Consider the following 22,496-nt stretch of genomic DNA (forward strand, 5'->3'; position numbering starts at 1 on the left):
GTATAAAATTAGATAATACCTTGCTAGTGCAATCTTGTTTACTCAAGTATTGGGAAAGTGTTTTGATACTTGAGTAATGATATTATGAGTTGTTGTTTTTCCGTATTTGTATTTGAGAGCGCAAAGTTACAAGTTTTACGCTTTTTGTACTTGCTTGACCAAAACAAAAACTCCGTAAGTTCTTGAAAAACTTACGGAGTTGGTCATTAAGGGATTATTAAAGGGTTTTTACAACTTCAAAACCATTTGCGCTCGGTCTGCTTTTGAGATTTTTTTATAGAAATCAATCAATTCTGCAAAGTCGTTAGCCTTATATTTTCCATTATTGCGTGTAAACTTGCGAGTCAATAATAATTTGTTGCCCTGTAATTGGTACTTTACTTGGAAGGTTCCAAATTTTGACGTGAAGCTTACATCGGTTGGCAATGCCTCCACCGCTTGGTAAGTCGGAAGTTGAATTTCAATCTCGTCGTTATAAGAGATATTATTAAATAACTCGACATCCATCGTACGGGGCTCGGAGCCTGATGATGGTACACCGTCTTCTTTGAAGAAGATATCAGGAGTAACAAACAGCCTCGACCCACTTGGAGAGGTTAGTTTTTTTAAATCGGCATCAAAAGCAACTTGAACACTTGGGATTTTATCTCTATTTTCCTGCAAAGCAATTTTGCTTAATTGAGCATTACCCAAATAGAAGTTTTTCAGCAAAGATGTAGTGGTCTTTTCTTGATTATTTTCATGAATTAACCCTATCATATCATCATAAAAAATACCTTTGAAGCTGGCATCAATCTTTACCTTTGCAGAACCATCAGCACCTAATTCCATTTTAACTTTTCGGCTCACTTGATTGTCTTTTGCAGATAAAGCTGGAGTTTTTACTAAAACACCACCACTCGGTGTTGCTAAGAGCGTATGTCGATTAGCGGTAAAATTGGATAAGTATCCAAAAGGATTTGTCTGAGAGGTACACTCAAGCCAAATGGTATCCTTGGGCATTGGCACACACAAAATCACATGGTTAAACTGTTGCGCTGGGAAGTCTGTCAGAATATCCGCTGTGGCCCCCCCTGCTTTAATTGACGCATAATGAGACTCGATACCAATAGTTTTCAACATAGCTTTTGTAAAAAAACTTAGTGCCTTACAGTCTCCATATCCTTTTTCGGCTACTAAAGATGCCTCAAAAGGTTGCAAGCCCCCAATACCCAACTGGATACTAATATATCGGGTATGTTGTTGAAGGTATTCATATACCTTTTTAACTTTTGCTTCTTGTGTCGTTTCTCCTTTGACAAGTGTCTGGATTTCATTCACTACTCTAGGAGGTAAGGTTTCTCTTCCTTTGTTGAGCAAATTATCAAACTCTCCAACTTTTTGCCAAGTAGAAAAATCACCTTTATAACCATCCATTTCAAACGTAGCAGGAGCTGTCCATACGCCCGGGCCACGCTCAGACCAAGCTGGAGCATAAGGCTCATGAGCCTTAATCGGGAGATTACTAACTTTCCATTTATACACCGTATTAGCACCATTCTGAGATTTTTCGACCGATGCCACGCCATTGATTTCCTTATATCGTAATTGCATATTGGCAGGCATCTCTATTTGTAAGCTACTGGCTTGTACTGACACATCGTCGGTATCATCTCCAGGAAACCATGATTCATAGAAGGCCATTCTCTTATCGGACACTTCGTAGGAATACTCTACCGTAAATGGAAAGTTCGCATAGTTGAATTGTACCGATTTATAACGATAATCATCGAAGAGATTGGTCTCTGATACGTTACCTATGTCGTTTATTTCCTCTTTTTTGAGCTTACGAAGCTTATTGCCAGCAGCATCGTAAAGTACGCCTTCGAGGTCGGTCACTTTCGAAAGTTTATTATAGTCAATATAAAGATGCCCATATTTGAGTCCCTCTTCGTCGAGAATGGTGATAACTGTATGTTTTTTTCGAGTTAAAAAACCTTCATTTTTCACCAACAAAACATTCTCATCTGTACGAATTACAGCATGAGCTTTTTCCTTTAATTTTTCTGGAATACCTTGTACATTCCAAACCACTGTTTGAGCAGTAATAGGATAAACAAAGCATAGTAGTAAGAAAACTTTTAGTAATCGTGTAGTGAGCATCATAGTATTATTTTTTTTGAAGAACAATCATTTCATTGTGTTTAGCCACAATATGGTCATAAACCGTACGGATGGCTTGATATTCGTCTACACCATAAATTGATTTTTTGAGTTGTATTTGGCTGGTTACGATTATGACTTCACCGCCTTGATATTGAGCAACCGAAAAGTTAAATCTACCGCCATCGTCGGGAAGTGTTACTCTAATAGCCTTAGGAAGTTCTACGACTGCATAATTATCAGGAATGGTATATTTGCAGGTAATAGTCTCTTCGGTAGGATAGGTAAAATCAATAGGAAAAGCTCTTTCGGTACTAACAAAAGGATGCTCGGTGGTGCCATCATAAGGAATGGTTTTAAGGTAAATTTTCCCATTCACAACACTATATCCCTCTGGATTTTTCCCTGTCACAGCTATTACAGGCTGAACATCCGTATCTGTACTTGAAAAGCCCTCAAATTCTACCAAAGCTTTGTCGATAGTAGAAAGTTTTTTACGAAATTTTTCTGCAAACTTGTCCTTGCCTAAAGTATTGTATTCGGTGCGGTAGTCGATGGCTTGGTACCCGACCCCAGCATAAGTAATTTGGCTCTCAAGTTCTGATTCTTTTTCTCCAAATGTAAATTCCATATTAATCATTTCTCCACTTTTCTCAGGTGTACGAATAGGAAGCCATTGAGATTTATTACTAATTAATAAACGACCTTCGCCCACCATACAAAAACTTGGTAATAGTCCCCAGCGAAGGTTTTTATCAGTTACATCTAACAAGACGTCCTTCCCTTTGATATTGACATGAGCTAAAGTATAATTGAATCTAGTAATCATAGGATAATCTTTCCATATCCGACCATGCTCACGGGTGCTAATTACTACAGGATTGGCCTCTATTCCGACCTGACGAAGTAGCGAAATGAGCAATAAATTCAGCTCAGTACCTGAGCCTGTTTTATTTTTGAATACTTCCTTCAATGGGTTTTTGGTAAATAGATATTTATTACCGTCCCAAGTAAAATTACTTTGCACATATTTATAAACTTCTTTTGCCAATTCAAGCGTATCTGTTTTTTGGGTTTTGAGACTTTGAGCCGTGGCATCAAAAGCTGAGATTTTACCAATTCTTCCCCCCAAATCCTCGTCAATTAATAATTGCTTGTCAAAAGCAGGCCAATCTATGGAAAGGTTTTTAGGTTTACTCATGCCATCCACAATGTATTCAGCCAGCTCAAAGTGGATTTTTCGAGTATAATCATCCAAGTTGGCAACATACTTTTCACGATTGAGGGCGGGAACATTCAACATCAACCATTGGCAAGTGCGATACTCGTCGGCGGTTGCGCATTTATCAAATGAAAGTTTTCCATCACAAGCCTGCATCAAAATACGATAAGCCAAATTGGTTGGAGAACTAAAGGTATATTCACTTCGCTCACAAGGGATATTATACTGAAAATACCAATCCTTAGGTTTGAAAGGATACGGCGACCGAACCACATAAGAATATTCAATGATGGAGCCTTCTTTTACTTTGGGTAAAGTGAAACTTACCTTATCATAAGATTTGTCATATTTTCCTTTAAATACGTCCTTGGGATCGAGCTCTTCAATTGTTATTCCATCATTTGCAAAATTGTAGGTTCTACCTTTTACGTTTTCGATTGTCTCTATATTTTGTTGGTTATCATCTTTGTAGAGGAAGAGTGTTTTTGTGGCACGTTCGAAAGCACTTTTTTTCAAGACTTTGATTCTGGTAAAGTATTGATAGGCGATTTCATATCCTCCTTCCGAGTTTTTATAAACCCATCCATTTCCATAATTCATCATGATATAAGCCTCAGCAGAAGAATCCTTGGCATATTCTTTTTTCTTCAAATCCTCTACTTTTACATCAGGAAAGGTGGGTAGTTCTCGTTGGGCATTGGCCATAAAAGCCATCGAAAGCATTAGTAGTAAAATAGTTACTTTTTTCATTAGTGTTAAGGTTTATTTGGGAAAGAATATGCTCGGATAGAATTGATTTTGAATTGAACAATTCAGAAAAGATATTTTGAGAAAAGCAGAAAACCGAAGCGCTTAAAACACATGATTTACCAATCTTTCTTATAGAAAAATTGGTAAATCATGGCTATGATATTCTCAAAGTTGTAGGGTCGATGTATCTATTATCAGGCTTACTTCTTCTTCAACACAATCTGTTGGAGGTTACGTTGTTCTATCAAATCAAATACTTGTCTTAAATCGTGATATTCTTCTGCATAGAAATAGGTTTTCTTGACAAATAACTTATTCATAAATGCAATCTGATTGCCATTGGCAAGTATTTGATATGTATAATTGACCATTTTGTCGGGCGTAACAGCTTTTACTGATTTGGGCAATTCTTCTACCGCATACCCCTCAGGAAGATTGATCATAATGGTAGAAAGATCGTCTTGCAAATACCCAAAGTTGACAGGAAACTTGCGGTCTTTATTATGGAAAGGGTTTTCGGTATCGATTAAGCCAAAGCTAGGTTTGATATACATACGCTCCCCAAGGATATTGACAGCTTCTGATACTTCGGCATCAATAGAAATAGTAAAAGCATCTTCATATTTGCTCTGACCTGTCACTTTGAAGGATTTGAACTGAAGGTTGGGATATTCCTTTTTCAGGTATTCACCTAAAGCTTTTTCACCTTCCTTCTGATAGACTTTGCGCATAGCCATAGCTGCATACCCTTGAAAAAGTAAATCTCCCTTTATCTCAGCATCGCCATTGGCTTTTACGGTGACCAATACGCTTTGGGCGGCAGTATATTTTTCTTTCGGGGTAATTTCAACCCATTCTCCAGTGCCCGATGCCACGATTCTTCCTTGCTGATTAAGACAACGAAATGGCACGCTACCTGCTTTACACATAGGATCGGTGGCATCTAATAACAACCATTGCTGATTAGGCATCAAAACGCCAGCTACCACATAATTAAAGCGTTTTTCTAGTACCTGCGACTCATTGACCATACCATGATTACGTGTGCTTAAAATCAGGGGTTGAGCTTCGTATTTGAGTTCTTTCAAAATAGCTACCAACAAAAGATTCAAGTCTGCTGAGTTTCCTAGCTTGCTTTCTAATACTTTTTTACGAGTATTGGATCCATACATACTAGCCTCACCATTCCAGAGTACAGCTTTCTGAACATAATCAAGTACTTTGTTTAAATGTGCTAAAGTATCTGAATCTGTCCGTTTTAGAAAAGGTACAATATCTCTGACGGCGCCATCAGGTTTGGCAAGTTTACCAAACGAGTCATAGCCCAATAATGCTGCATCCAAATTTTCCCATGTTAAGGAAAAACTTTTACTAATGCCATTGGGTGGCACATAGGCTGCGATTTCAAACTGTATTTTAGCAGTAAAGTCCTCTATCGTAGTCGTATAAGGCTCTTCTTTGATAGCAGGAGCATCTTTTACCGCCAGATGATATTCGGTACTTGCATAACTTGAGCCTTCAAGCATGATACTCGATTGGTCTTGCTTTGAAATAACAAAAGGCTCATACCCTTGCGTGTGCAATCTAAACACGTAAAAATTGGGAGCATTTACCCAATACTCACTCCAGAGAGTAGGAATAGAGTGCTGAAAACGCCACGTTGGAATCTCGGTATCGTAATTGGATTGTATCTGATACGTAAACTCTACCACGCTTCCTTCCTGAACGTTGGGAAGTGTAAACTTGTGAGATGTAAAGTTTTTATCAGATTTGTTCTCAAAAATGGCTGATTTTTCCAATTTGTCAACCTGAACTTTACCTCCAACCAAACGGTACGTTGCCCCTTTGATCCCTGAAATAGATTCTTGGCTTCCTCCTCTGGTCATTGTCTCGAAGGTAGCCCAGTCATAACCAGATTTTTTTAATATCTTGATACGACGATGATGAGTAAACATGGTCTTTAGACCAGAAGAATAGTAGGCATAAGTCAAGGTTGCATAGTCACAAAGAATCACCGCTGAGGCAGATGAGTCGATAGCGTAAACTTTGGCTTCGAGGTCTGATGTGGGAATATCGCCGAATTTAATCGGAGATTTCTGAGCCATAAGGCCATTAAAACTGAAGATTAAAGCAATTAGCAATACCTTAAACTTAAGTGCAGAAAAATAATTCATTTTGTATGAAAAGTTAGTTTATTTATTCAATTTTAGAGAAAATAAAAAACTTCAGCAACAATTTGTATATAAATATTTAGGGATTCTGATTAAGAGGCTATTAAGGCTATTTATCAAAAATATTTTTGCTTATTTGCTATACTTTATTTTAGACTTTTTCAAGAATATAAAATAACATTTCGTTTAATATTTAAAAGCTCCATGCGTGTTTGTTTTATTGAATATTACAGTATGTTTGTAACAACCTTCATTTGATTATATTGCCCTAAATCTAGTTCCAACTCAATAGTTTCACCATGCGTACAATTGTTGTTCCTCCATCAAAAACCTTCAAAGATGCGGCACTAAAAGCCTCCATATCTATCTTCATTTTTATAGTGGTTTATATCGCCTTGTTTTTCCTTGCTCTTGGTTTAACAGCGGTACTTAGTATGCTTGGAATAAGTATAATGGCTTTAAAAGTGAGCATCTGGACAATCCTTCTGGGGGCAGGTATTATCAGCATTGGAATATTAGTCTTGATTTTTCTGGTGAAATTTGTCTTCAGTAAAAATAAAACTAATCTTGATGGCTATACCGAAATTACAAGAAACGACCAGCCACAGCTCTTTGCGCTTATCGACGAAATCGTCATGCAAGTAGGTACGAGTTTTCCTAAAAAAGTATATCTCACTGCCGATGTCAATGCTTCTGTGTTTTATGACTCAAACTTTTTGAGTATGTTTTTGCCGATTAAAAAGAACCTTCAAATAGGTATTGGACTGATGAATAGCATGACCCAAGATGAGCTAAAAGCAGTGCTAGCTCATGAATTTGGGCACTTTTCTCAAAAGTCTATGAAAATCGGTAGCTATGTGTATTATGCCAATCAGGTAATTCACAACCTTTTATTTCAAAATGATTCGTTTGGATCTTTGATTGACAAATGGGCAAATCTTCATTGGATTATAAGCTTGGGAGTGCGTGTGGCAATTTATATCATTATCGGTATCCAGAAAATCCTTCAGTTTTTCTACAAACTAATTAATCTTAATTACCTCAAACTTTCGAGAGAAATGGAGTTTCATGCCGATGCCATCGCTGCCCATGTGGCAGGGTCTGATGCACTGGCAAATGCCCTTTTAAGAATTGATTTGTCAAATACTGCCTATTATACTGTTTTAAATTATTATGAAAGAAATATCAGTAAAGCGCAGATTACTAACAATATTTATCCACAACAGAGCTGGGTTATGAAATCAATTTCCGAAGCCAATGAGGTACCTATTTTCCAAGAGTTACCGCAAGTTACTTTGGAAAAGTTTGATAAAATTAACCAGTCCAAACTCGTGGTTGAAGACCAATGGGCAACTCACCCGAGCATGAATGAAAGAGTACAACATCTTCACAAACTCAATATCCAGCAGCAACAAGTGCATCGTGATTTAGCAATTCATTTATTACAAAACCCACAGGATATTTTGCAACATCAAACAGCACAATTATTTGCATTGGTGCAATACGATAAAGCTACAGAGTTGGTGAGTTATGAACAATTTGTGGATAACCTACAGGAAGAAAAAACACATAACAGCTATGCGCCCGAATACAAAGGATATTTTGATTGGCGTCATCCTGCGCCATTAGAAGAATCTTTAAAAAATGCCAAAATTGAACCAGAAAGCCTATTTTCAGCTGCAATATTCAACAAGTTGGAAGCTATAACGATTCTGAACAATGATATTAACAAGCTTCATCAACTTACGGCATCGACTGAACTACCAGATTTTATCGAATATGACAATAAAAGAGTTGCGAAATCGGAGATTAATAAGCTCCTCGAAGATTTACAAAAAGCCTTAGAAACGGGTACAAAAACCTTGTTTGAGCATGAACAAAAGGTTTCGGTGCTCAGTTTTCAACGTGCTACAGCTCAGGGTCATGGAGAACAATACGAAACAGCATTATCATTACTCACAGAAACTAAGCACCTACATGAGCAAAATTATGAGTTAGTTCAAAAAATATATATTGCCTTGCAGTTTACTCATGTAAATACCCCATTTGAAGAAATCACCCAGCAGTTTGAAGATTTTATTCCAATCGAGAAAGAACTTAAATCGGCTCTTCAACACTTACTCGAAGTGGGACGCTGGCAATCCTATTGGGAAGAGGAAGACCGAGCTTCTTGTCAAACGTTTTTGGATGGGACTTTTGTTTATTTTAGTAATCCAGAATACGACACAAAAGCGCTAAATATTCTTTTTACGGCCATACAAATCTTCGAAAAAATGGAATGGAAGGTATTTTTTGAAGAAAAACGAAGCTTTTTGCAGGAGCAATTAGTATACCTGAAAGAACCATTGAATTAAACAGTTTTCTCCATAGAAATGGGTATGTTAAATGATATGATAAATTCTGTCCCTTTATTTTCTTCGCTTTTTACCGAAATACTAGCACCATTAAGGTCAGCAAATTGTTTGACTAAAGACAATCCTATACCTAAGCCTTTTTCATAGTTGGTTCCATAGGTCGATATCCCTTTGCCAGTCATCGTGAATAATTGAGAGAGTTTTTCTGGTGACATTCCAATGCCATTATCTTTCACAACTACCAACAAATGGGTTGAGCTTGTTTGATATGATATTTCTACCTTTCCTTGGGGCTTGGTAAATTTGATAGCATTGGCTATAAGATTCTGAAAAAGGATATGAACTTGGTCGGGGTCGGCAAATATATACACAGGCTCGGCATACTCATGTGTAAGCGAGATTTGTTTGCTTTCGGCAGTATTAGTAAACACCTCCATAATCTGTTCCATTTTTTGGCTCAAACAGAACTCTTGCTTTTGGGTTTTTAGACCTTCTTTTTGACTATTAGCCCAAGTTAACAAGTGGTCAATCATTTCGGAAGTAGCACTTACCTGTTCATAGATTTTATCTAAAATCATTTCTTTTTCAGCTTCACCCAAATACCCAGCTTTAAACATTTTAAAACTGCCCAAGATGGTAGCAAAAGGCGAACGCAAATCATGACCTATAATCGAAAAAAGCTTATTTTTTGTTCTATTTGACTCCAAAAGCTCTGCGTTCTGTTTTTCAATCAAGTGGCTTTGGGCTAAAATTTGTTCAGATTTTTCCTGAATATCATCATACAAGCGCTGTTTTTTACGCGTATTCCAGATATTCAATCCTAAAATAATAAATAAAGATGCCGAAACCGAAGCAATTAATATCATCAGCATTTGGCTATTTGCAGCCTTTTGCTGTACTACCTGATTTCTACGCATCAAAGCATCATTTTCGGCCTGCTTGCGCTTGAGGGATAAGCTTGTTAACTCAATTTCTGTTTTTTCATTAGAAAGACTATCACTATACTGCTTTTCTAAAGTTTGATATTTGTAAGCTAAAGCATCTTTTCCTGCAGCGTGATAAGCTTCGTGAAGCACCTTAAGCGCCATGTGGATATCCCAAAGCGTATTGGTTTTTTGGGCCAGTTCTAAACCTTTATGGGCATATGAAACGGCATCGTTGTACTTCTTTTTTGAGTAAAAACATTTGGCTAAACCTGTGTAGGCAAAGCTATTCTCCCAATCATTCTGGTACTTTGGATTCTTAATGACTGAAGTATAATAAAAAACAGCCTCTTCTGAACGACCTTTAGAACAATGGAATTCCCCTAAACGATTGTTACACATCGCAATAAGATGATCATCATTATTTTTAACAGCAAGTTTTTTGGATAACTGAATATAGTAATAGGTACTATCTGACTGTTTGAGCTCTTTACTTGCCAGAGCCAGATTGAAGTAGTTTGCTGCTAACCGTTGAGAGTTATTGAGCTTTTTATTCAGACTGATAGCTGTATATAGTTCTTTCTTGGCTGGAATATATTTTTTTTGAGCAAGATAAATAAGTGCCAAAAGATTGGTCATACCAGCTTTTCCATCCAAATCCTGAATGTAGTCACTGATGGCTGAAGATTTTAGAAGATATCTTAACGAAAGCTCATAATCACATTTGACATAATAATATCGAGCAAGATTGGCAAGAGCTGTTGTTTGTCCTTTATCATATTTGATTTTTTCAGCAAGAATAAAGGCCGTATTTGAAAGTTTTATGGTATTAGCCGATGCCCTCTGCATGTATTCATAGCCTATCGAATTCAATAATTTGACATCATTTGAATCAGGAGCTTGAGCTATACGAACAGAGTCTTTTTTCCACACCAAAAGTAAGCTATCTAGCTTTTTTTGTTGTGAAAAAGTGGTATACGGAGTAATGATGACGGTTAAAAGTATTAATCTTAAAAACATTAGCTCATGCTTAGAATATTTAATAAGCTCGGAATCAAAAGTAAGTTACAGAGTTTTTCCGAAACCACAAGGAATTTCTTCATCTATCTCAGCTAAAAAAACCAACACACAAATACACAAACGCAAAATATCCATTTTAATCAAAGTAAATTTTATTCAAAAATATTACATTGTCTAATTACACCATTTAATAAGATTCATTTTTTACAAAAAAAGGGTTTGAAAAATCATTCTCAAACCCTTTTTTCTAAGTCATTATTGACCTAAATGATCTATTTTTTGTCGCCTCGGAATAGTGAGTATGGTTTTCTGGCGTCCGTCAATATAATGTACCTTTCCGTTGATAAAAAGCCCTTGCTCTTCCAACATTACGCGTACTTCTTTGTTGCCCCATTCAGGTATTTTTACCTTGGCATTTAGTTCGACAGCATAGGCTGTATTCTCATTAATGGAGTACTCTCCCGTACCAGGCACACCACCTTGCATATCCCACATTCCAATGGCAGGACCAGCCGCATGTCCGTGATACCCCACTGGATGCGAATAAATCTGAGCTACAACACCATCTTGTTCAGCCTTGCGAAGCGATAGCGCTAAAATCTGATTGCCCGTCATTCCTACCTTAAAAAATCCAGTCATGATATCCTGTAATCTGTTGCCCGCAGAAAAGGCTTTGTTCAAATAATCGGGCACTTGTTTTTCATCGGGGCGCAAGACATACGCCATTTCTTGTACGTCGGTATTGAGACGTAAATACGTAATCCCAAAATCGCAATGCAATAAATCACCTGGCATAATTACCTCCACATCGGGACGACGGTCATACGGCCAGTTGACTTTATCTGGGTCGGGGCGTTGGATATCTACCGTTGGGTGAAACCATGTATCTAGCCTCAACTCAGCCACACGCTCACGTAAATACCACACCACATCGTCGGTAGTAGTTACCCCAGGAATAATGACTTTTTCAGAAAATGCCTCCGCAATAATTTGATGGGTGATTCTATCCAACATTTCATACAAAGCAATTTCGCGTGGCGTACGAGTTTCGAGCCAGCCCACACAAAGGCGCTCAGCAGAAGTAACTTTACTTTTGTACTCAGCAGGCATATTGCTCATCAAAGCTTCATGTTCTGAGTGACTCAAACCATCGGCATGTGCGTACTGCTCAGATACGTCTAGGGCGATTTTCTTAGGTTTTCTTTCTTCGATGATTTGTATAAGGCGCTTCCATTGATTCGCTTCTTTTTCGGGTTGCCAAGCCGATTTGAAGATAGTGCCTACATTGTAACGAGCCACAGCCAAGGCCTCAAGTCCTTGTGACTCACCTTTGTCATAGATAACCAAAATGGTACGGCGACGAGCATTGAGCCAAGTAGATGGCAACATGGTTTTGATAACAGGATCTTCGTTGTATTCTCTAGCAATGATGACCCACATATCGATTCCATTTTTGCGCATCAGATTAGGCAATACGCTTTTGAAACGCTCATCAAGCAATTCATCCTGTAATACAGCACGTTCTTTCAGTGGTAAAATTTTAGGGATTTCTTGTGAAAAAGCAGGAGCAATACCGAGCAGGACTGCCAGCATTAGGAAAAGTTTTCTCATGATAGTTTGGAAGTAAGTTGAGGTGAAAACACCACAATTTGTTGATAGTGTGAATTTTCCCTAAATCTAAACCAGAAACATGAGTTTTGAAAATGGGTGAAGTGATGTAGAACAATTTAATTTTTTGAATACGGTTATTTTTAGCAAGGTTTAGAAATACGTTCTTTATCTTTAACCTAATCCTCTACTCCTCCTCATATTCTTCTAGTGAATTTCTTTCCCATGCTTCACCAACGGATGCTCTTTCGGCATCTTCGCCGTATTCTAGGTCGAAGACCTCATTTAAGGTATGGTCACTGCGAACTATTTCAGAAAGAGATACGACTCGTATATCTTTGGGTATTTGGTCTCCTGTCAAAAACTGCCAATCACCATCATGATCATGTACCACCCTTAAAATCGGCTTATGTTCTTCAAGCCACTGGCGAGTCGTAAAAATGCTCAAATGCGGCGGCTCATTAAACTTGAATGCTGTATTTCTGTCGAGTAAAGGCTGTTGATACAAAAACTCCTCTTCAAAATTATCCTCCCAAGGAAATAAATCATTTCGGTCAGTCCAAACGAGCTGCAAAGCTTCAAAAGATTTATCCTGATAATAGTTTAGTCCTGCGCCAAAATAATATTCCAAATTACTTGCATCAACCGATAAAAAAGTAGCTCTACTATCTTGAAAGATATCTGTATAAATTTCCCCTTCTTCGAATATTGTTCCATTTTTAATCATAGAAGCAATGTCATTGATTATTTCATGACCTAAACTGCTAGACAATCCAAAGCAAATAATTTCGGGATGTTGGTATGTTTGGGTCAAGCCAATACTGTAAGAAAAAGAAGGCGAATAGTCAGTTGAGGTAACCGATATTACCTGAAGCCCAAATTGCACAATATCTTGCTTGGTTCGTTCGAGTAAGTCGTTTTTATTGATACAATGAGGTTCGTTTTTCATTTTTATAGGTTTACAAAAAGTAGCTTAAATATTAATGTAGAATTGACATTTGATAAGAATTATTTTCGCATCGCCTTCCCCAAGCTAAAAGTATCCCAAGTAATAATGCCAAGGACAACAACAATTATGGTTGCCAAGAGAGTGCCAGAATTTGATTTCGTAGCAAAATGTATTAATGTTGGTATTAGCACTGCACCTGTTTTTTGGATAGTCCATCCCAAAAACATTGAAAACAAGGCTAGCGAAACAATGCCTGTAATAATGCCGATAGGTAATGGTGCATTGAAGTTTTGACCTAGCAATGCTTTTAATGGCTCAGGTAACCAAGCAAAATGCCAAACAAACCAAATTAATCCGATGACAAATGGCTGAAGCCATTTATGGAGTGGGTTAGTAACAGTTTGTAGATAATGTCTCCAACCGTATTCTTCTCCAAAGCAGTACAACATTTGAGAAAGCATAAAGGGTAAGCTAGTACTCAATGAAGTACCAGTATTCGTTAGTAGAAACGTTAAGGAAACTAATCCTACCATAGCCCAAATTTTGATAGGCTGTGTTCCAGCAACTGAATAGGAAGTAGATATCCCATATACCTGATAACAAACTAATCCTCCCAGCAAAGGCCCCATACCACACAGGATTTCTTTGAAGTCGATATCATATAATATAATCGGCGGAAGTTTGCTAAAGGCAAATGTTAGACCAAAGGCCAATCCAAAAAATGTAAGAATGTGTAGCGTAGTAGATTTTGTCATATTTTGTGAAGTTTTTAAATGTACTTGAAAGAAAAATCTGCCTATTCAAATATAGCAATTTATCCCACATCCTCGGTATCTTCACAAATACTTATCGTTAAGATATGTAAGCTTTCCTAAAAATTACAGGTTTAAAGTTTAAAGAAATAATATGCTTTACTTTACTCCATTAACAGTGCACAACTTACAGTATACCTGTGTTAGATCTGTGCATTTGATTCTTTAGAGGAAGTTCCCTAAAGAAGAGAGACGATTATTTCGTTAGTCCACATGACTATTGGGGTAGTATGAGTCTATAGATTATAAAAAACAAAACACCCTTCTTGAGCTTCGTTGTGTAATGCTATACTCAGCTCAAGAAGGGTTAAAAGCATGATCAAATCATACAAATATCCAAAAATGAGAAGCTGACACACTGAAGATCCGACACCAAACTTTGTTCAGTTTTTCTGAATATCTCCTGCTCTAAACGACCATTCTGTGTGTACATCAAGATGTTGGCGTAAGAGCATATTGAGTTGTGCGGTATGATGCTGGGTATGTCGGAGATTATAAAGTATGATTTCCAACATCGGATAATCCATATCATCGGGCTCGTCACCTTCTTTGAATCTCTCCTGTAATTTTTCCTCTGTCAAACCTTCTACAAGCTGTTTGCACTTCTCTCTACTTTGTCTTAGATATTTTACGATTTCTTGTTTGCTGTAATCTCTGTCAGGAATAAAATCACCGATTGAGTCTTGAGGTCTATCTTGTTCTTCTTTTTGAGTAAAGGAAAGCAAAGGAGAAAAATCACTCGGAGGAATAGTTGAATAGTAATCCAGAAAAATGGCACTATGGAAAGCAATATAGTAAAAACGTCTATGAGCAGTAAAAAAGTCATCAGGGCAATTTGCCACAACATTGATGAGCATATCAATACTTGCGCCAAACTGATTCCATAGTATTTGTTGGAGGGGTTTGTTCATGAAGCGTTTTTATATAGTTTAAAGGTAGATTATTTCTGCATTGAATTGAACAGCATTTCAAGACTTACATCCTCTTAAGCTTGTTTATCATATAAAAGTCCCATATCTATCAATTTCTTTCTGAATTCTGGGCTATTGGTATCCACAAGTCCTGTCAAAATCCCTTTTCCTATCCCGTAAATAAAAGGACCAGGTCTGTTACTCCATCCGATTCCAAACTCTCTAGGCTCATATCCAGCCCTATGTCCTAGAATTCTTAGTCGTTTTTCTGGAGTAAGTTGTTCGATAATTAAATCTACGCATGGATAGATTTTATCTGGAGAGACAAAAACTTGATCCGTTATCTCATATATTATATTTTCTTTGCCATCAACTATTTGTGAGCCGTACATTCCCCACACAAATTCCAATTCATAATCAGCATAATCCTTTCCTGCATGTAATTGTGCATAAAGAATTAACTCATCAATTGTTTTATCAACAAATTTTATGAAGTCTTCAAGGTGCATGGTGTAGCATTTAACAGGTTTTAAATTTCCAAAACGGTTAAGATAATTTTTCAAAAAGGCACACTATCATAGCCAAGACACTGGCTATCAATAAATTTTATTGAAAAAATTTTATATTAGCCAATCACTATCCATCCTTCCTCAGCCATGAATACTGTTCTATTTTAACTTCATCTTGAGCTTTTTTGTAATTCCATTTCCCGTAAAATCCTCCAAATAATCTAACAAAAAAGTAATATAAATAAGCCCACTTAAATCGAGCTCTTTTTAATAGGATTCTGAAAAGAATATCAGCCTCTCTTCTACTAATAGGCACTTTTGATTTGTATTGATATAAAGCATCATACTCTGAGCAGTACAGACAGTCATGACTTATATCTTTAGGGTAACTTTGTAATGATACGATTTTTAGAATTATTCCAAACTTGGGATATAGTGTATGTTTTTAACTCCGTTTGAGGATACTCTCCTTCGTAACACCAAATTTCTAGATAGTCAATAAATCCATTCTTGAAAAATAATATTCCTTGTGCGCTAAAATGGCACCCTTCTGATTGAATTATTACTCCATCTAATACCAAATTAACTTTTTCAACTCTATAATTTTCAATACCTTGAGTACTTTCAAAAAAAACAAATAGTCCACTACCTGTATAATCAAAATGCATCTCAGATAAAAATGGTATTTGCTTTCTCGCTTGAATTCCATCATTATCAACATCAAGCAATAAATCTAAAAGGTCTTTTATGTAATCAGACTGTATCAATTTTTAAGTGTTATTTTATTTTCATCTCACCACCCATAATCAACATATACATCCAATGTCATAGCTTTTTTAGGCTTTATAGGCCAGCACATAAACGTACAATTGCAATTCACATTTATGTTATTTCTTTCAATTTAATAATTTGCTCAAACAATTCCTCACTCCCACCCTTATTTTACACCCCTATCTCCAAAACTTAGGAAAAAATGCTGGGGTTTGGCTCATGTAGTCGAGGTATTGGGGTTTGGTTTCTACGAGTCTTTCTTCGAGTAGGGCTACGCCTGAGACTTTCATCAACAGAAAGGTCATCAATAGAGGACTTAAAACAGTCCAGCCAGCTCCTGCTGCAATGGCAAAACAGAAATATCCCCACCATAATACCGCATCGCCAAAATAGTTGGGATGACGGGTGTATTGCCACAAACCACTATCAAATACTTTGCCTTTGTTTTTTGGATTGGCTTTGAATTGAGCTAATTGCCAGTCACCAAGGGCTTCGAATACAAAGCCTGCCAACCAGATGATGCCACCCAAAGCATCGACCCATGTCCAGCCCATAAAGGGTGTTTGTTGGGTAAAAAATAGCGGTAAAGAGATTAACCAAAGTAATACGCCTTGTAATAAATATACCCTAAAATATGACCTCCACCAATATTTATCCCCATGAGCTTCGCGGAAGGCTTGATAGCGATAGTCCTCTCCTTTTCCATGATTACGAACTGCTATATGTGCTGACAATCGTATTCCCCAAATAGAGACCAATACACATAACACCAAAGCCCTCGGATTGGTATCAGGTAAAAGTCCGTACCACAGCCATGCCAAAATCACAAAGCCCATTCCCCAAAAGGAATCAATAATACTGGAGTCCTTGATGCGTAAACTCCAAAGCCAAAGCAAGGTGAGGCAAAGCCATAACAGCCCAGCTCCCCAAGCCAAGGGAGTAAAAAAGTAAGATAATACGACCATTCCGCCCAACAAAGAAATAGCCATCACAAGCAATAAGATATTTTTCATAATGATATAGGAAGCAAAGTTTAAGTAGCAGGTATCCGCCTAGCGATATACGAACTTTATATCTTATTTGGATTTTATTTGTTGGAAGGTTCAGGAAAGATTCATCATTGATTGTGTATCTTTCCTGAAAGCTGATAACCAAAAGCTCAAAGCCTACCCACAATCCACATCGACAATAATACTACAGCCTTTATATTCTTTTCCAACTGAGATGGTTTCGATTTGTTCAGAAATATAATTTTTGACTGCTTTGAGTGGCAGGTTCTTTTCAAGTTTAATCATAATTTCATAAATAAACTGATTACGAATTCGTTCTACAAGCGGTCTTTCTGGTCCTAAAACTCGTGCTGCACTAAGTTTTTCGATAAGCTTTATGCTTAAATCCTTGGCTACTTTGTCGGCAGCGGCATCGTCGGTATGTTTGACAATAATCTTAATCAATCTGGTAAAAGGTGGATAACGGAAGGTTTCACGCTCTGCAATCTCTTGCGCATACATTCCTTCATAATCACCATCGATGATTTGTTGTAAAATTGGCTGCTTAGTATTGTTGGTTTGTATCAAAACATTGCCACGAATCGACCTGCGTCCTGCACGCCCTGCTACTTGAGTTAGCATCTGAAAAGCTTTTTCTGTAGCCCTAAAGTCAGGAAAATTAATCATTTTGTCGGCATCGAAAATGCAGACTAAACTCACTTTTTCAAAATCCAATCCTTTCGATACCATCTGCGTACCTACCAAAATATCTACTGCTCCTTTTTCTACTTCATTAATCAAAGTTTGAAATGCCGTTTTGGTACGTGTGGTATCCAAATCCATACGGGCGATTTTGGCTTCGGGGAAAAGTAGTTGTAATTCTTCTTCGATTTTTTCAGTTCCATAACCACGAGTCCGTAATTTGACCGAACCACAAGCTTGGCAAGTACGGTGCATCGACTCATGATAACCACAATAATGACAGCGTAATTCTTGCTCACGATAATGATAGGTCAAACTCACATCGCAGTTGGGACAAGACACAATTGTATCGCAGTCATCACACTGAATATAAGGTGAATACCCACGACGGTTTTGAAACAAAATGGTTTGTTCTTTTTGCTCAAAATTTAGTCGAATGGCATCGAGCATCATCGTCGAAAAATCGCCTTTGGCTTGCTTATTCTTGCGAGCAGATTTCACATCAATTAGACGAATATCTGGCAATTGGGCATCGCCAAAACGTTGTTTCATCGTTACCAAACCATAGCGCCCGGTCAAGGCATTGTAATAAGTTTCGATGGCAGGCGTAGCCGAACCTAGCAACACTTTGGCTTTTTGCTTATGCGCTATCACCACCGCTACATCACGAGCATGATAACGTGGCGCAGGGTCAAATTGCTTGTAAGAAGTTTCGTGTTCTTCATCCACGATGATGAGGCCTAAGTTGTCGAAGGGTAAAAACACCGCAGAGCGTACGCCAATCACAAACTGAAATTTACCAGAAATAACTCCTTTCCAGACTTCTACTCGCTCGTTATCCGAAAACTTAGAGTGATATATCCCCATTTTATCCCCAAATACTTTGCGCAAACGCACCACAATTTGGGTCGTAAGTGCAATTTCAGGCAATAGATAAAGGACTTGCGAACCACCTGCCAAAACCTGCTCGATTAGGTTGATATATACCTCAGTTTTGCCACTTCCCGTGATACCATGCAGTAAAACGGTATCTTTTTCTTCAAAAGACTGCATGATTTCGGTCAATGCTCGCTTTTGTGCTTCAGATAATTCAGGCGTTGGAGCTTCCACAAAATCTACATCCTCCTCAAATCGGCTTACAATCACGTCGAATTGTTCGAGAATACCATTTTTCAATAAGGTATTCAAAGAACTATCGGAAATCTCGGCTTTGGTTAGGGTACTTTTCTCCAAACCCTTCCCATTGAGTGCGGGCGTGCGCAATACAGGCACATATCGCAAGTATTGTAAAATTACTTCTAACTGTTTGGGCGTTTTTTCAAGTTCACCCAGCAAAGCTGTCAAATAGCCTGCCTCCTCATAAAAATGGTTAAGCCGTACTTTGCGAATAATTTTGGGCGTATATTTTTCCTTAACTTCTTCAAAAACAATGATCGCTTGCTTTTGCACCAATGCTTTAATGAGATGGTAGACATTTTTGACATCTGCAAAACGTGCTAATTCATCGTAAGTAAGCGATTGATGCTTTTTGAGTTCTTCTATGATTACTACCTCTCGCTCAGTGAGGAGTTCTGGGCGGTCAAATTCTGGATTGAATTGTACTTTCGACAAGCTTGATATTTTGAGTCCAGATGGTAACGCCACATTGAGTACCTCGCCCACATGGCACATGTAATAATCTGCAATCCACTGAAATAGCTCTATTTGCTGTGGTGTAACCAGTGGAGCATCGTCCAATAATTCGAGAATGTATTTGGCTTGATATTTTTGGGGAGGCTGATGATGTAAACGAGCAATAACAGCAGTTACTACTTTAGATTTTCCAAATTGCACAATAACCCTTGCTCCCACCCGAATATGCTGGGCAAAATCGCGAGGGACACGGTATGTAAACAAATTTGGCACCGCTACAGGCACGATCACATCGGCAAAGACGGTGTTTTCCTCTTGGAAATCTAGGGTGTTTTCTTGCAATAACATAATGCAATTTACAGTAAAAATCATTTTGGTCGGCTCGCCGACTTTCTTAAACTATGCTTTTGGTGTAGATTTGTTTCTTAGAGGGGATAGGGGTTAGGCAAAAAGGGGAGAGTTGAGGGACAAAGGCAACAGGCACAAAGGCACAAAGTGATAGGTGATGAGAGGATAGGGATTAAGCAAAAGGGAAAAGTTGCGGAACGAAGACGCAGATTGGTAGTGGTGAGGGGATTTTTCTCCCGCAGAGACGCAATATTTTGCGTCTAATACATCAAATATCAATGATAAAAAAGGGTATTGGGCAAATTGAAAATATATTTCAACTATATCCTAGATTAGATACGCAAGATATTGCGTGCCTACAAATAAAAAAATATTCACAAATCACTAATTCACCATTCACTAAATCACTCAATAAAACATGCTCATTTTCCTCTGTACCACGATTATTAGCTTTATGGGTTCGCTTCAGCCTGGACCGCTCAATATGTCAGTGGTACAATTAAGTCTGCATGATAATCCCAAAGGGGCGTTAAAAATGAATGTAGGTGGATGCATTCCTGAGTTTGTTTACAGTTTATTGGCGGCAGAAGGGTTAGTGATTTTTCAGTACTATCCGTGGTTGTTGACCTATCTGCAATGGGGAGTAGTACCCTTACTGTTAATATTGGCGTATTTTACATGGATCAGCAAACAGCAAGCACATACTGAAGATATGGGAACCAATCCCTCAAAAGCTCATTTTTGGAAAGGTTTGATGCTATCCATTTTCAATCCACAACTTTTGCCGTTTTGGATGATTGTATTGATTAATTATCAAACTTTTTCTTGGCTAAAAGTTCAGACATATTCTGATAAAATTGCCTTTGCAATGGGAGCTTCATTCGGCGCTTTTTTGCTTAATTACTTTTACAGTCAACTGGCCTTAAAATACAAAGACCAAATTTTTGCAAAAATTCAACAAGAAACCGTCCAGAAATGGATGGCATATATTTTTATCATTATGGCTGTAGCACAAGGAGGGAAATTGTTGAATGAGCTGTGAATTGTTAATGGTGAATGATGAATTGTGAGTTGTGAGTTGTGAAAATAAAATACTAATTATCAGCACATTACACCTATACCCTTTGTAACTATTCACTAGACAAAAAACACTCTGTGCCTATGTGCCTGAACAACTGTTCACAAATAAACACTCTGTGCCTATGTGCCCGAGCAACTGTTCACTATACAAAAAAACACTCTGTGCCTATGTGCCTGAGAAACTGTTCACTATACAAAAAAACACTTTGTGCCTTTGTGCCTGAGTAACTGTTCACTATACAAAAAATACTCTGTGCCTCTGTGCCTGAGAAACTGTTCACTTTACAAAAAACACTTTGTGCCTTTGTGCCTGAGTAACTGTTCACTATACAAAAAACACTCTGTGCCTATGTGCCTGAGTAACTGTTCACTTTTCAAAAAACCAAAAACACTTTTTGCCTTTGTGCCTGAGAAACTGTTCACTATACAAAAAATGACTTCTAAAAAAACACAATGGCCATTATGGCTTATAAAACTCTTTACTTACGAATATTGGACATGGTGGGCTTTTTATCTACCACTTATCCCCTATTGGCTTTATCAGGCTTTTCGAACAAAATCCTTGACCTTTTTTACCAATGCTGATCCATGCATTGACTATGGTGGTTTTTTTGGTGAATCCAAAATAGATATTCTAAAGCAAATTCCTGCGCAATATCTTCCTCAAACGGTTTTTATTACACAAGGTTGTTCTTTTGACTTTGTGTTAGAACAAATCAAAACACTGGAATATCCGCTTATTTGTAAGCCCAATGTAGGTGAAAGAGGTACAGAAGTAGAGAAAATTGCGGATGAAAAAGCGCTCAAAAACTATTTTGATAGCCATCCTATCGACTTTATTATCCAAGAATATATCGACTATGATATTGAGCTGGGGGTGTTGTATTATCGCCTTCCAAACGAGGAACAGGGTTATGTGAGTTCTGTTGTAAAAAAAGAATTTTTGTCGGTGATTGGGGACGGAACATCAAGTATCGAAACCTTGATGCAACAAAGTACTCGTGCACGTTTTCAATTGGAAAGTATGAAAAAGCGTTTGGGTATGGATTTTTATAAAATTCCACAGCGTCATGAGAGAATTTTATTAGAACCTATTGGAAACCATTGTAGAGGCACTAAATTTCTGAATGGCAATGAATTAATCAATAAACAATTACATGAAGTTTTTAATAAAATTGCCAAACCTATCGAGGGTTTTCATTACGGCAGATTTGATATGCGTGTACGCTCGATTCAGGATTTGTACAAAGGGCAGTATATCCGAGTGATGGAGCTTAACGGCGTAAGTGCCGAGCCTGGGCATATCTACGACCCAGAATATAAACTTTTGAAGGCTTACAAGGATTTGGCCTATCATTGGCGCATCATTGCGAATATTTCTATCCAACAGCAAAAACTAGGAATCAAACCCGTTCCGACCAAGGTGTTATGGAAAGTTATCAAAGAACACTTTGGGAAGTGATGAGGAGGGAGTTATCTATTAAGTGAATTGAGATTGAGTGAATGAGTGATTATTCTTATAATCACTCCCCCAAAATATCGTTTGAATCTGCGTAAATAACAGGGGAAATTAATAATATACCTGTGACACATAACAACTGTA

The 22,496-nt window shown here is 37.7% G+C and carries 15 protein-coding genes; 3 read left to right on the forward strand and 12 right to left on the reverse strand.

Translation table 11 applies throughout. The features are described from left to right. Nucleotides 1-228 precede the first annotated feature (228 nt). The 3 genes from QM524_RS19905 to QM524_RS19915 all read right to left on the reverse strand — a co-directional run bounded on the left by QM524_RS19905 (nucleotide 229) and on the right by QM524_RS19915 (nucleotide 6,288). A complete protein-coding gene (locus QM524_RS19905) occupies nucleotides 229-2,145 on the reverse strand; it encodes a DUF3857 domain-containing transglutaminase family protein (RefSeq protein WP_283345890.1) in 1,917 nt (638 codons plus the stop codon). Nucleotides 2,146-2,149: 4 nt separating this feature from the next. Further along, nucleotides 2,150-4,114, reverse strand: a complete 1,965-nt coding sequence (locus QM524_RS19910; RefSeq protein ID WP_283345891.1) for a transglutaminase domain-containing protein — start codon at nucleotides 4,112-4,114, stop codon at nucleotides 2,150-2,152. Between the two features lie 200 nt (nucleotides 4,115-4,314). Then, nucleotides 4,315-6,288, reverse strand: coding sequence for a hypothetical protein (locus tag QM524_RS19915; protein ID WP_283345892.1), 1,974 nt, complete (start codon nucleotides 6,286-6,288; stop codon nucleotides 4,315-4,317). A gap of 296 nt (nucleotides 6,289-6,584) precedes the next feature. On the opposite strand from QM524_RS19915, the gene QM524_RS19920 reads away from it, so the two are divergent. Then, on the forward strand, nucleotides 6,585-8,639 hold the full coding sequence (locus QM524_RS19920; protein ID WP_283345893.1) for a M48 family metallopeptidase: 2,055 nt from the start codon (nucleotides 6,585-6,587) through the stop codon (nucleotides 8,637-8,639). Here the strand turns inward: QM524_RS19920 and QM524_RS19925 are convergent. The 9 genes from QM524_RS19925 to priA all read right to left on the reverse strand — a co-directional run bounded on the left by QM524_RS19925 (nucleotide 8,636) and on the right by priA (nucleotide 19,813). Next, the gene (locus QM524_RS19925) at nucleotides 8,636-10,582 is read right to left on the reverse strand and encodes a tetratricopeptide repeat-containing sensor histidine kinase (RefSeq protein WP_283345894.1); all 1,947 of its coding nucleotides are present in this window, start codon (nucleotides 10,580-10,582) and stop codon (nucleotides 8,636-8,638) included. The genes QM524_RS19920 and QM524_RS19925 overlap by 4 nt on opposite strands. Before the next feature lie 255 nt (nucleotides 10,583-10,837). Beyond that, nucleotides 10,838-12,193, reverse strand: coding sequence for a M24 family metallopeptidase (locus tag QM524_RS19930; RefSeq protein ID WP_283345895.1), 1,356 nt, complete (start codon nucleotides 12,191-12,193; stop codon nucleotides 10,838-10,840). A gap of 184 nt (nucleotides 12,194-12,377) precedes the next feature. After that, entirely contained in the window at nucleotides 12,378-13,139 is a 762-nt protein-coding gene (locus QM524_RS19935; protein WP_283345896.1) for a DUF4262 domain-containing protein, read from the reverse strand. 59 nt (nucleotides 13,140-13,198) lie between these two features. Next, nucleotides 13,199-13,894, reverse strand: a complete 696-nt coding sequence (locus QM524_RS19940; RefSeq protein ID WP_283345897.1) for a CPBP family glutamic-type intramembrane protease — start codon at nucleotides 13,892-13,894, stop codon at nucleotides 13,199-13,201. A gap of 440 nt (nucleotides 13,895-14,334) precedes the next feature. Further along, a complete protein-coding gene (locus QM524_RS19945; RefSeq protein ID WP_283345898.1) occupies nucleotides 14,335-14,862 on the reverse strand; it encodes a DinB family protein in 528 nt (175 codons plus the stop codon). A 74-nt stretch (nucleotides 14,863-14,936) separates the two neighbouring features. Continuing rightward, nucleotides 14,937-15,371 carry a hypothetical protein gene (locus QM524_RS19950; RefSeq protein WP_283345899.1) on the reverse strand — a complete coding sequence of 145 codons (435 nt, stop codon included), beginning with the start codon at nucleotides 15,369-15,371 and terminating at the stop codon, nucleotides 14,937-14,939. A gap of 380 nt (nucleotides 15,372-15,751) precedes the next feature. Beyond that, complete coding sequence (locus QM524_RS19955; RefSeq protein WP_283345900.1) at nucleotides 15,752-16,138, reverse strand: hypothetical protein; 387 nt, start codon at nucleotides 16,136-16,138, stop codon at nucleotides 15,752-15,754. 183 nt (nucleotides 16,139-16,321) lie between these two features. Then, a complete protein-coding gene (locus QM524_RS19960; protein WP_283345901.1) occupies nucleotides 16,322-17,155 on the reverse strand; it encodes a DUF1295 domain-containing protein in 834 nt (277 codons plus the stop codon). 153 nt (nucleotides 17,156-17,308) lie between these two features. Beyond that, the gene (gene priA / locus QM524_RS19965) at nucleotides 17,309-19,813 is read right to left on the reverse strand and encodes a replication restart helicase PriA (RefSeq protein WP_283345902.1); all 2,505 of its coding nucleotides are present in this window, start codon (nucleotides 19,811-19,813) and stop codon (nucleotides 17,309-17,311) included. A 418-nt stretch (nucleotides 19,814-20,231) separates the two neighbouring features. Here priA and QM524_RS19970 point away from each other — a divergent pair, with 418 nt between their 5' ends. Then, the gene (locus QM524_RS19970; protein WP_283345903.1) at nucleotides 20,232-20,855 is read left to right on the forward strand and encodes a LysE family translocator; all 624 of its coding nucleotides are present in this window, start codon (nucleotides 20,232-20,234) and stop codon (nucleotides 20,853-20,855) included. 471 nt (nucleotides 20,856-21,326) lie between these two features. After that, a complete protein-coding gene (locus QM524_RS19975; RefSeq protein WP_283345904.1) occupies nucleotides 21,327-22,355 on the forward strand; it encodes an ATP-grasp domain-containing protein in 1,029 nt (342 codons plus the stop codon). Nucleotides 22,356-22,496 lie beyond the last annotated feature (141 nt).

Source organism: Flectobacillus roseus, from assembly GCF_030056595.1.
Classification (GTDB): Bacteria; Bacteroidota; Bacteroidia; order Cytophagales; family Spirosomataceae; genus Flectobacillus; species Flectobacillus roseus.

Bases quoted from the DNA above. Each gene is read 5' to 3' on its own strand.
- QM524_RS19950 (WP_283345899.1), bottom strand. From the start codon at position 15,371: ATGCACCTTGAAGACTTCATAAAATTTGTTGATAAAACAATTGATGAG.
- QM524_RS19935 (WP_283345896.1), bottom strand. From the start codon at position 13,139: ATGAAAAACGAACCTCATTGTATCAATAAAAACGACTTACTCGAACGA.
- QM524_RS19945 (WP_283345898.1), bottom strand. From the start codon at position 14,862: ATGAACAAACCCCTCCAACAAATACTATGGAATCAGTTTGGCGCAAGT.
- QM524_RS19960 (WP_283345901.1), bottom strand. From the start codon at position 17,155: ATGAAAAATATCTTATTGCTTGTGATGGCTATTTCTTTGTTGGGCGGA.
- QM524_RS19910 (WP_283345891.1), bottom strand. From the start codon at position 4,114: ATGAAAAAAGTAACTATTTTACTACTAATGCTTTCGATGGCTTTTATG.
- priA (WP_283345902.1), bottom strand. From the start codon at position 19,813: ATGTTATTGCAAGAAAACACCCTAGATTTCCAAGAGGAAAACACCGTC.
- QM524_RS19970 (WP_283345903.1), top strand. From the start codon at position 20,232: ATGCTCATTTTCCTCTGTACCACGATTATTAGCTTTATGGGTTCGCTT.
- QM524_RS19905 (WP_283345890.1), bottom strand. From the start codon at position 2,145: ATGATGCTCACTACACGATTACTAAAAGTTTTCTTACTACTATGCTTT.
- QM524_RS19915 (WP_283345892.1), bottom strand. From the start codon at position 6,288: ATGAATTATTTTTCTGCACTTAAGTTTAAGGTATTGCTAATTGCTTTA.
- QM524_RS19920 (WP_283345893.1), top strand. From the start codon at position 6,585: ATGCGTACAATTGTTGTTCCTCCATCAAAAACCTTCAAAGATGCGGCA.
- QM524_RS19975 (WP_283345904.1), top strand. From the start codon at position 21,327: ATGACTTCTAAAAAAACACAATGGCCATTATGGCTTATAAAACTCTTT.
- QM524_RS19925 (WP_283345894.1), bottom strand. From the start codon at position 10,582: ATGTTTTTAAGATTAATACTTTTAACCGTCATCATTACTCCGTATACC.
- QM524_RS19940 (WP_283345897.1), bottom strand. From the start codon at position 13,894: ATGACAAAATCTACTACGCTACACATTCTTACATTTTTTGGATTGGCC.
- QM524_RS19930 (WP_283345895.1), bottom strand. From the start codon at position 12,193: ATGAGAAAACTTTTCCTAATGCTGGCAGTCCTGCTCGGTATTGCTCCT.